The sequence below is a fragment of the Micromonospora sp. DT62 genome, assembly GCF_049847285.1.
Classification (GTDB): domain Bacteria; phylum Actinomycetota; class Actinomycetes; order Mycobacteriales; family Micromonosporaceae; genus Micromonospora; species Micromonospora reichwaldensis.
This window is the reverse complement of the sequence record NZ_JBNCOB010000033.1, coordinates 64458-74058: the sequence shown is the minus strand read 5'-3', so window position 1 is coordinate 74058 and position 9601 is coordinate 64458. Positions and strand designations below refer to the sequence as shown.

Annotated in this window: 8 protein-coding genes; 2 read left to right on the top strand and 6 right to left on the bottom strand. The window is 74.4% G+C overall.

The window, feature by feature from the left end; genetic code table 11:
* Positions 1–263 precede the first annotated feature (263 nt).
* A complete protein-coding gene (locus ACPXCB_RS29035; RefSeq protein WP_425879092.1) occupies positions 264–656 on the top strand; it encodes an FKBP-type peptidyl-prolyl cis-trans isomerase in 393 nt (130 codons plus the stop codon).
* A gap of 228 nt (positions 657–884) precedes the next feature.
* On the opposite strand, the gene ACPXCB_RS29030 is transcribed toward ACPXCB_RS29035, so the two are convergent.
* Positions 885–1235: an STAS domain-containing protein gene (locus ACPXCB_RS29030; RefSeq protein ID WP_425879091.1), complete on the bottom strand. Its 351-nt coding sequence runs from the start codon at positions 1233–1235 to the stop codon at positions 885–887.
* Between the two features lie 153 nt (positions 1236–1388).
* Here ACPXCB_RS29030 and ACPXCB_RS29025 point away from each other — a divergent pair, with 153 nt between their 5' ends.
* A complete protein-coding gene (locus ACPXCB_RS29025; protein ID WP_425879089.1) occupies positions 1389–2408 on the top strand; it encodes an SMP-30/gluconolactonase/LRE family protein in 1020 nt (339 codons plus the stop codon).
* Between the two features lie 157 nt (positions 2409–2565).
* Here ACPXCB_RS29025 and ACPXCB_RS29020 read toward each other — a convergent pair whose 3' ends face one another.
* The 5 genes from ACPXCB_RS29020 to pdhA all read right to left on the bottom strand — a co-directional run bounded on the left by ACPXCB_RS29020 (position 2566) and on the right by pdhA (position 9575).
* Entirely contained in the window at positions 2566–3831 is a 1266-nt protein-coding gene (locus tag ACPXCB_RS29020; RefSeq protein ID WP_425879087.1) for an Ig-like domain-containing protein, read from the bottom strand.
* 342 nt (positions 3832–4173) lie between these two features.
* The gene (locus tag ACPXCB_RS29015) at positions 4174–5823 is read right to left on the bottom strand and encodes a right-handed parallel beta-helix repeat-containing protein (RefSeq protein WP_425879096.1); all 1650 of its coding nucleotides are present in this window, start codon (positions 5821–5823) and stop codon (positions 4174–4176) included.
* Between the two features lie 139 nt (positions 5824–5962).
* Entirely contained in the window at positions 5963–7396 is a 1434-nt protein-coding gene (locus ACPXCB_RS29010; protein ID WP_425879085.1) for a dihydrolipoamide acetyltransferase family protein, read from the bottom strand.
* Positions 7393–8409: an alpha-ketoacid dehydrogenase subunit beta gene (locus ACPXCB_RS29005; RefSeq protein ID WP_425879083.1), complete on the bottom strand. Its 1017-nt coding sequence runs from the start codon at positions 8407–8409 to the stop codon at positions 7393–7395. Before ACPXCB_RS29005 ends, ACPXCB_RS29010 begins: the two co-directional genes overlap by 4 nt.
* Positions 8409–9575 carry a pyruvate dehydrogenase (acetyl-transferring) E1 component subunit alpha gene (pdhA, locus tag ACPXCB_RS29000; RefSeq protein ID WP_425879082.1) on the bottom strand — a complete coding sequence of 389 codons (1167 nt, stop codon included), beginning with the start codon at positions 9573–9575 and terminating at the stop codon, positions 8409–8411. Before pdhA ends, ACPXCB_RS29005 begins: the two co-directional genes overlap by 1 nt.
* Positions 9576–9601: the final 26 nt, after the last annotated feature.

Sequence of the window (9601 nt, the reverse complement as noted above, 5' to 3'; positions counted from 1 at the left end):
GCTACGTCGCCCGCGAGCTCTACCGACGCCTCGAAACCCCACCCCAACCACTTGACGCGGCATAGGAGCGTCCCGGCGCAGCACCTCCCCCCTCGGCGGGCGTCACCACCGGTGACGCCCGCTTCGGCGTGCCCACCGCGTCACGTCGTCGCCCCGAGGGCCGGCCGCGACGCGTGCGCCGGGACCGCCACACATCGGTCGGACGCCATCGGGCAGGATCTCGGGTGACGGACATCAGGACCGAAACGGTAGGAGACTCCCGAATGAACCAGGCAGCAGGCGCCCGCTCGGGCAAGCCCGAGGTGGGTCCGATCGAGGGCGCGCCGCCCGCCGACCTCGTCATCGAGGACATCACCGTCGGCGAGGGGCCGGAGGCCCAGCCGGGGCAGCTGGTCAGCGTCCACTACGTGGGGGTCGCGCACTCCAACGGTCGCGAGTTCGACTCCTCGTGGAACCGGGGTAAGGCGTTCGAGTTCCAGCTCGGCGCTGGTCACGTCATCTCCGGCTGGGACCGGGGCGTCGTGGGCATGCGGGTCGGCGGCCGGCGCCGCCTGACCATCCCGCCGCACCTGGGTTACGGCGACCGGGGCGCCGCCGGCGTCATCAAGCCGGGCGAGACCCTGGTCTTCGTCGTCGACCTGCTCGGCGTCCGCTGAGCGGAGGATGACCCACTGAGCGGTCGGGCACCGCCGGGCGGGGGGATGATCCTCCGAACGGGCGGTGCACCGCTTCAGTGGACGGCGAGCCGCCGGGCCACGGGCCGGTGCGGACGGTGGACGACGCCGTCGGCACCGGCCCGCTGCCGGCGTCGGTGGGCTGGCTGGGCGGGCTCCCGGTCGAGGCGCTGCACGCCACCGTGCCCCCTGGGCCTCGGGCGCCGCAGGTCAGCAGGGCACCAGCTCCCGGTCGGCGCACGCGTCCACGATCGGGATGACCCGGTGCAGGCCGGTGGCCCGCAGCACCCGCTCGACCACCGGGTCGGGGCGGACCAGCACCAGCTCACCACCCTGGGCGCGCATGCGCAGGTGCGCGGCGACCAGCGCCCGCACCCCGGCCGCGGAGAGCAGGCGGACGCCGGAGAGATCCAGCCGGAGCACGGGCCGGGCCGGGGCGGCCCAGAGCGCGGAGCGGAACGCGGCGACCGTGGCGATGTCGACCTCGCCGGTCGCCCGCACCTCCACCTCGTGGTCGGCCACGGTGATGTCCACGTGGAGCCGGTCGTCGCGCTGTCCCATGCGATGAACCTATCCCCCGCCACCGACATTTCCGCCCTGCTGAGGGACCGGATCCGGGTACGCCCAGGGTCATACCCCGAGACTTCCGGATCCCCCTCAGGGATGACGCGACGAGGGCCTGCGGGCTGCACATCGGCGGGCGAGAATGAGCCGATGGTCGCTCCCCGCCGCCGCGCGCCCCGCCTGATCCGCCCCGTCCGCGAGCCCGCCACGGTCCCGCCGCCGCTCGACGGGCCGTGGACGCCCACCGACCGGCGGCTCGACTCCGTGGAGCTGCTGCCGCTGCCCGACGGGGTCTCCGGCCCGGAGGACGTGGTCGTCGACCCGTCCGGCCGGGTGGTCAGCGGGACGGAGGACGGCCGGCTCTGGTGGTGGCCGGTCGACGCGCCCCCCGGCACCCGACCCCGGCCGCTCGCCGACACCGGGGGCCGGCCGCTGGGCGTGGAGGTCGACCCGCTCGACGGCAGCCTCGTGGTCTGCGACGCGTACCGGGGGCTGCTGCGGGTGACCGGCGACGGTGCGGTGCGCGAGCTGGGCGGCCTCGGGGCCAGGGCGCACCTGGCCGACAACGCCACCGTCGCCCGCGACGGCACGGTCTACTTCACCGACTCGTCCGACCGGTTCCCGCTCTCGCACTGGAAGCGGGACCTGCTGGAGCACCGGCCCAACGGGCGGGTGCTGGCGTACGACCCGCGCAGCGGGCGCACCGACGTCGTCCGCGCCGGGTTCTACTTCCCCAACGGGCTCGCGCTCACCCCGGACGAGTCGGCGCTGATGCTGGTCGAGACCGCCGCCCATCGACTGGTGCGGATCGCGCTGGCCGACGGCGCGGTCACCGTGCTGGCCGACCTGCCGGCGTACCCGGACAACCTGACCCCGGTGGGCGACGGGACGTACTGGATCGCGTTGCCCAGCCCCCGCGTGCCGGTGGTCGAGCGGCTGCTGCCCCACCCCCGGCTGCGGCAGCTGGTGGCGGTGCTGCCGGCGGCGGTGCAGCCGAAGCCGCTGCGCTACGGCCTGGTGGCCCTCGTCGACGGCGAGGGGCGGGTGCTGCGGACCCTGCACGGGCCGCGCGGGAGCTACGACATGGTCACCGGCGTCCGCCAGCACGGCGACCACCTGTGGCTGGGCAGCCTCACGGGCCCCGGGGTGGCCCGGGTGCCGCTGGGCTGAGCCCGACGCCGGACGAGGTCGGCGGAAACGCCGGTGCGACCGCCACGCCGGGACCGGCCCGCGTGACGGGGTCGGCGGGTGACGCCGGTGCGATCGACGCGCCGGGGACCGGCCCGCGTGGCGGCGGACCGGTCCCCCGGGTGTGCGTACGATCGGATCAGCCGCCGCGGACGGACGGCGCCGGCGCCGGCGAGCCCCCGGCCACCGCGCCGGGGTGCGGCACGGCCGACGGGGACGGCCGCAGCCCGGCCGGCACGGGCAGCGCGCTGCCCTTGACGAACTCGTCCCAGCTGACGTTCCAGGCCGTCCAGCCGTTGCCCTCGGTCAGCTCGACCTCGGTGCCCTTGATGGTGACCAGGTCGCCGACCTGCGTGACCCCCATCAGCCAGTCCGCGGCCTCGTTGGAGACGTTGGTGCAGCCGTGCGAGACGTTGGTGTTGCCCTGGTCCCCCACCGACCACGGCGCCGCGTGGATGAACTCGCCGCCCCAGGTGAGCCGTTGAGCGTCCTCGACGTCGACCACGTAGGGGTCGGCCGAGCCCCGGGTGTCGAACGTCGTGAACTGGTGCTTCTCCATGATCACCATCTTGCCGCTGGAGGTCGGCGTGCTCGGCTTGCCCATGCTGACCGGGATCTTGCGGACCACCTTCCCGTCGCGCAGCACGGACATCTGCTTGGTCGCGTTGTCGATCTCCAGGGCCGCCTGCCGGCCGATCTTCGACGTGGCCGTGCGGTCGGAGTCGCCGACCCGGTCCTTGCCGATCGGCAGGCCCTCCAGCCCGGCCCGTACGCTGATGCTGGTCCCCGGGCGCCAGAAATCGGGGGCCCGGTAATAGGCCTGACTGCCGTCGGACACCCACGACCAGGCGCCCGGCTGCGGCGGATCCGTCTTCACGAACAATCGGCGCTGCACGTCGTCCCTGGCCTCTTTCGGAATGGGTGGGTCGAACGCCACGGTCACCGGCATCGCGGTGCCGTACGTCCGATCACCGGCGAAGTACAAGGTGCTGGTGATTTCCGGCTTCGTCGATTTCGGCATCGTGCTGAAGGTGGTCTTCCGGGTCGTCGTCGTGCCCGAGTCGCCCGTGGCGGTCACCTCCGCGGTGTAGGTGCGCCGCGGCTTCAGGGGCGCCTTCGGCACCCAGCCCGAGCCGTCCTCCCGCGGCTCCGCCGCGACCTGCGCGCCCTTGTCGTCGGTGATCCGCACGGCGGTGACCTTCCCGTTCCTGACCGCGGTCCCCACCTCGGCGGTGATCGGCACCTCGCGGGCGCGGTCGGTGGGCGTCACGGTCAACTCCGGCGCCGCCGCCTGCCCCTCGTCCGGCCGGGCACCCGGCTTGCGGTCGGCGGTGCACCCGCCGAGGGCCAACGGCGCGGCCGCGATGGTCACGGCCAGCACCGTCAGTCGCCGCCTCAACTCCATGATGCGTCCCCCCGTTGTCTGGTGTCCTCAGCCACATTCTCTCCACGCCGCGCCGGGTGGACGCGCAATTTCCACGGAATTGCGAAAGCAATTATGGGAAGCATTTCCCGCACTGCACGGAAAAGGGCCGCACGCGCCGGTTTCCGGATCCGTCCGGAATCGTCCGTCGCGGTCGCCGGCGGCCCCCGGACTCCCGCCGCGTCCCGGTTCGAGCCACCGCGGCGTCGGTGTCGGCGCACCGCCGTCCCGCACCCGCGATCCGGCGCGCGAGGCGACGCGGTGCGGTACGACCGACCGGGCGCGCCGTCGCCGACCGGCTGGCTGGCGCACGTCCGGTCGTCGTCAGCCGTGGTTGCGTTCCCACCGGCCGCCGACCGGTGGGGTGTCCAGCCGGACGGCGGAGTCCGCGTTGCCGGCGAAGTCGTTGTCCTCGACCCGGCAGTCCACGCAGCTGCCCTGCTCGGTGATCCACAGTCCGTGGTTCTGGGTGCTCGGCTCCCGGTTGTCCCAGATCCGGTTTCCCCGGATGGTGGCCGACTCGACGGCGGCGTTGATCGCGATGCCGGCCCGCACCGGCGGCCCGGCGGGCAGCTCGTACGCGGTGCCCGGCGTCGGAGTGCCCCCGCTCCATGCGCTCGGGGAATCCGGCCGGATCGGTGCGAGGGTGAGTTCGGTGTCGTCGTTGGCCGCCACCACGGCGATGCGCTCGCCGACCCGCACCACCTTGCCCCGGTGGCCGTCGTTCGGCCAGGTCGCCCGCCGGTCCACCACCGACTTCTCGGAGTACCGCACCGAGTCGCCGTGCCCGCTCATGGCCGGGGCCCACTGCCGCCCGTTGTTCCGGATCCGGTTGGCGACCAGGAAGGCGTCGCGGACCGGACGGTCGATGCGGATGGCGTCGGCGCTGTTGCCGTAGAAGTCGTTGCTCTCGATGACGATCTCCTCGGCGACGTGCTCCTCGGACCCGCCGAGGTTGCGCTGGTGGTAGCCGTACCGGCCGTTGCCGCTGATCCGGTTGCCGCGGATCGTGTATGGGCCCGGGGTGTTGCCGATGCTGACCCCGTCGCGCAGGTTGCCGTCGATCACGCAGTCGGTGAGGATGCCGCCCCGCCCGGCGGTGTGCGTGGTGCCCTTCGCCGAGACGTGGAAGCCGGCCTCCAGGTTGCCCGTCATGGTGCAGGCGGAGACGATCAGGCCGTTCGCGCCCCAGTCGGAGATGCCGAAGCGGTTGCCCTGGGCGTGGCAGCCGATGATCCGTACTCCCCGTGGGCGCAGGTGGTCCGCCTCCTGCAGCTCCAGGAAGATGCCGTTGGTGGCGTTGGCCACCGCGCTGCAGTTGACGATGTTGAACCGCTCGATGCTGCCCCAGCCGCCGATGCCGACGCCGATGCCCGCGCCGCCCATCTCGGTGCCGTTGTCCAGCCGCCCGCACCCGGTGACCAGCACCCCGTCGATCAGGCAGTCCTGGAGGAAGTCGCAGCCCAGGCCGGTGGCGGCGGTGTGGTGGATGTACAGGTTGCGGAAGACGCCGCGGACGACGTACTGCAGGCCGAGGCCCTTGGCCAGCGGGTTGTAGTCCGCGGACGCCACCTCCGAGCCGTCGATCTCGAAGTCGGCGAAGGTGCAGTCGGACAGGTGCCGGTTGCGGCTGGCACCGTGCTCGATCGCGGTGTGGAAGGCCAGCGGCGCCGGGTCGGCCCGGTTGCCGGCGTTGCTGAGCACGAAACGGGTCGCGCCCGGCCCCGCGCCCATGAGCGACACCCCGCTGCGCCACACGGTGCCCGAGTCCCGCATCGAGTAGACCCCGGGCGGGCAGTAGATGATCCGGGCCCGGCCGTCGGCGGCGTACGCGTCGCCGAGCCGGTCCACCAGCGCGGCGAGCGCCGGCTGGTCGTTGGCCGTCCCGTCGCCGACCAGGCCGTGCTCCCGGGCGTCGCAGAGCAGCGGGGCGCCGGCCACCGCGTGACGGCGCACGCCGCCGGCGGAGGGCATGTCCGGATAGGCCACCTCGTCCTCCCCTCGGCGAGACTGCCCGGCCCGCATTCCCGGCCCCTCTCCCGGGAAACGCCTGCCGCGACGGCGACGGCCCCCGCGCCGCCGGGAGGCGGAGCCGGGGCCGTCGCGGCCGGGGTCAGACGTTGGCGATCAGCACCGCCGGCCGCTCGACGCAGTCGGCGACGTGCCGCAGGAAGCCGCCGGCCACCCCGCCGTCGCAGACCCGGTGGTCGAAGGTCAGGCTGAGCTGCGTCACCTTCCGTACGGCGAGCTGCCCGTCCACCACCCAGGGCTTGTCCACGATCCGTCCCACCCCGAGCAGCGCCGCCTCCGGGTGGTTGATGATCGGGGTGGAGCCGTCGACGCCGAAGACGCCGTAGTTGTTGAGCGTGAACGTGCCACCGGTCAGCCGAGCCGGGGGCAACGTGCCGGCCCGGGCGGCCGTGGTGGTCGCGGTCAGCTCGGCGGCCAACTCGGCGGTGGTGAGCCGCTGCGCGTCCCGCAGCACCGGCACGACCAGCCCCCGGTCGGTCTGGGCGGCGATGCCCAGGTGCACTCCGGCGGACTGGACGATCCGCTGGCCCTCGGTGTCGACCCGGGCGTTGAGCTGCGGGTACCGGCGCAACCCGGACAGGCAGATCCGGGCCAGCAGGGCCAGGATGCTCACCGGCGCGTCCGGGGTCGCCGCGTTGATCGCCGCGCGGGTCTCCAGCAGCCCGGTGGCGTCCACGTCCACCCAGATGGTCACCTCGGGGATCTCCCGACGGCTGCGGGAGAGCTTGTCGGCGATCGCCTTGCGGATGCCGGTCAGCGGGACGACCAGGTCCTCGGCGCCGGAGACCGCCGACGCGACAGGCTCGTCCGGCACCGCGGCGAGCCGGGCGGCCGGCGTCGCCGCTTCGGCGACGGCGGCCTCCACGTCCGCCCGGCGCACCACGCCGCCGGGGCCGGTGCCGCGCAGGGCCGCCAGGTCGAGCCCGTGCTCGCGGGCCAGCCGGCGCACGATCGGCGAGATGACCAGGGGCGCCGCCGCGCCGTGCGGGTGGTCGGCCGCGCCGGCCGCGCCGGCCGCGCCGGCCGCAGTCGCCGCCCCCGGGGCGGGAGCCGCCGCCAGGGCAGGAGCCGCCGGCTGCACGGCATTGGCGGGAGCCGCCGGGGTGGGATCGGGTGCGGCCACGAGACGGGGCCGGCGACGCCGCCGCCCCGGGCCGCCGTGGCCGGTGCCGTAGCCGATGAGAACGTTGCCGGAGCCGGCCCGCTCCTCCTCGCGGTAGGTGGCGTGCGCGGCGGGCTCGTCGCCGGCCCCGCCGTCGCCGTCCAGGGGCGCGATGGTGATCAGCGGCTGGCCGACCGGGCGGGTCTCACCCGCCGCGCCGTGCAGCGCCACGACCCGCCCGGCGTACGGGCAGGGCACGTCGACGACGGCCTTGGCGGTCTCCACCTCCACGACGCTCTGGTCCACCGTGACCACGTCGCCCACGGCGACCCGCCACTCGACGATCTCGGCCTCGCTCAGCCCCTCGCCCAGGTCGGGCAGGAGGAAGACCTGCGCCCCGTCCACGGCGGTCACGCCGCGCTCCCCCGGCTCAGCCAGCGCCCGTCGGGCTGGTCGTCCCACTGGAGCCGGGCCACCGTGTCGAGGATCCGGTCCACCGACGGAAGGTGGGTGTGCTCCAGCATCGGCGGCGGGTACGGGATGTCCAGCCCGGACACCCGCAGCACCGGGGCGTGCAGGGCGTGGAAGCAGCGCTCCTGCACCCGGGCGGCGATCTCGGCGCCCACCCCGGCGAAGCCCTGGGCCTCCTGGATCACCACGCACCGGCCGGTACGGCGGACCGAGGCCGTGACGGTCTCGTCGTCGAACGGCACGATGCTGCGTACGTCCACGACCTCCAGGTCCCAGCCCTCCTCGCGCGCGGCCTCGGCGGCCTCCAGGGCGACCGGCACCGCCGGCCCGTACGCGACGAGGGTGGCGTCGCGGCCGGGGCGACGCACGACCGCCCGGCCGAACGGCGCGGTGGCCGCGGGAAGCTCCGCCTCGGCGCTGGAGAAGTAGAGCTTCTTCGGCTCCAGGAAGACGACCGGGTCGGGATCGTCGATCGCCTGGCGCAGCAGTGAGTACGCGTCCTCGACCGTGGCCGGGGTGACCACCTTCAGGCCGGGGGTGTGCGCGTAGTAGGCCTCGCTGGAGTCGCAGTGGTGCTCGACGCCGCCGATGCCGCCGGCGTAGGGCACCCGGATCACGATCGGCACGCTGAGCGCGCCCCGGGTGCGGTTGCGCAGCTTCGCCACGTGCGAGGCGATCTGCTCGAAAGCCGGGTACGCGAACGCGTCGAACTGCATCTCGACGACCGGGCGCAGCCCGGACATGGCCATGCCGACGGCGAAGCCGACGATGCCGGCCTCGGCGAGCGGCGTGTCGAAGCAGCGCTTGTCGCCGAAGCGGGCCTGGAGGCCGTCGGTGATCCGGAAGACGCCGCCGAGCGCCCCGACGTCCTCGCCGAAGACGACCACCCGGTCGTCGTCGAGCATCGCGTCGGCGAGCGCGGCGTTGAGCGCCTTCGCCATGGTCAGGGCGGCCATCAGCGCTCACCCTCCTCGTCCTGGGCGGCGGCCAGCTCGGCGCGGACCTGCTCGCGCTGCTCGACCAGCTGCGGGGTGGGCTCGGCGTAGACGTGGTCGAAGAGGCTCATCGGGTCGACCGTCGGCTGCGCGTTCATGCGGGTGCGCAGGTCGGCGGCGTACGCCTCGGCCTCCTCGGCGACCGCGGCGACGGCGGCGTCGTCGAGCGCGCCCCGGGCCCGCAGGTACGTCTCCAGCCGGGCCACCGGGTCCCGGTCCCGCCACTCCTCGACCTCGGCGCCGTCGCGGTAACGGCTCGCGTCGTCGGCGTTGGTGTGCGCCTCCATCCGGTAGGTGTGCGCCTCGACCAGGAACGGGCCCTTGCCGGCACGGGCGTGCTCCACCGCGCGGGTGAGCACCGCGAGCACGGCCACCGGGTCGTTGCCGTCGACCTGTTCGCTGGGCACGCCGTAGCCCACGCCCTTGTACGCCAGCGACGGCGCGGCGGTCTGCCGCGACAGCGGGACGCTGATGGCGTACCGGTTGTTCTGCACGAAGTAGACGACGGGGGCCTTGAACACGGCGGCGAAGTTGACGCCCTCGTGGAAGTCGCCCTCGCTGGTCGCCCCGTCACCGATGAACGCCAGCGCGACGGTGTCGCGCCCCTGGTACGCCTCGCCGTAGGCCAGCCCGGCGGCGTGCACGCACTGGGTCGCCAGCGGGGTGCACTGCGGGGCGGTGTGCCGCTCGGCGGGGTCGTAGCCGCAGTGCCAGTCCCCGCGCAGCAGGGTCAGCACCTCGACCGGATCGATGCCCCGACTGACCAGGGCCATCGACTCGCGGTAGGTCGGGAAGACCCAGTCCGTGTCGCGCAGGGCGAGGACGGCGCCGACCTGGCAGGCCTCCTGGCCGCGCGAGGACGGGTAGACGGCCAGCCGGCCCTGCTTCGTCAGCGCGGTGGCCTGGGTGTCGAAGCGGCGGCCGACGACCATCCGCCGGTGCATCTCGACGAGCGCCTCGACGGGCGGCTCGGGGTAGTCGGCGGGGGCGGGCAGCGGCGTGCCGGTGGGGTCGAGCAGGCGGACCGGCTCGGTGGCCGGCAGCAGTGGCTTGGCCGGGTCGGGCGGGGTGGCCTTCCGGCGGCTGCGCGGGGATGCCCTGCGGACCGCCTCGGGTGTGGTCGTCACGGCGGGACCTCCTGGACGTGTGGTGG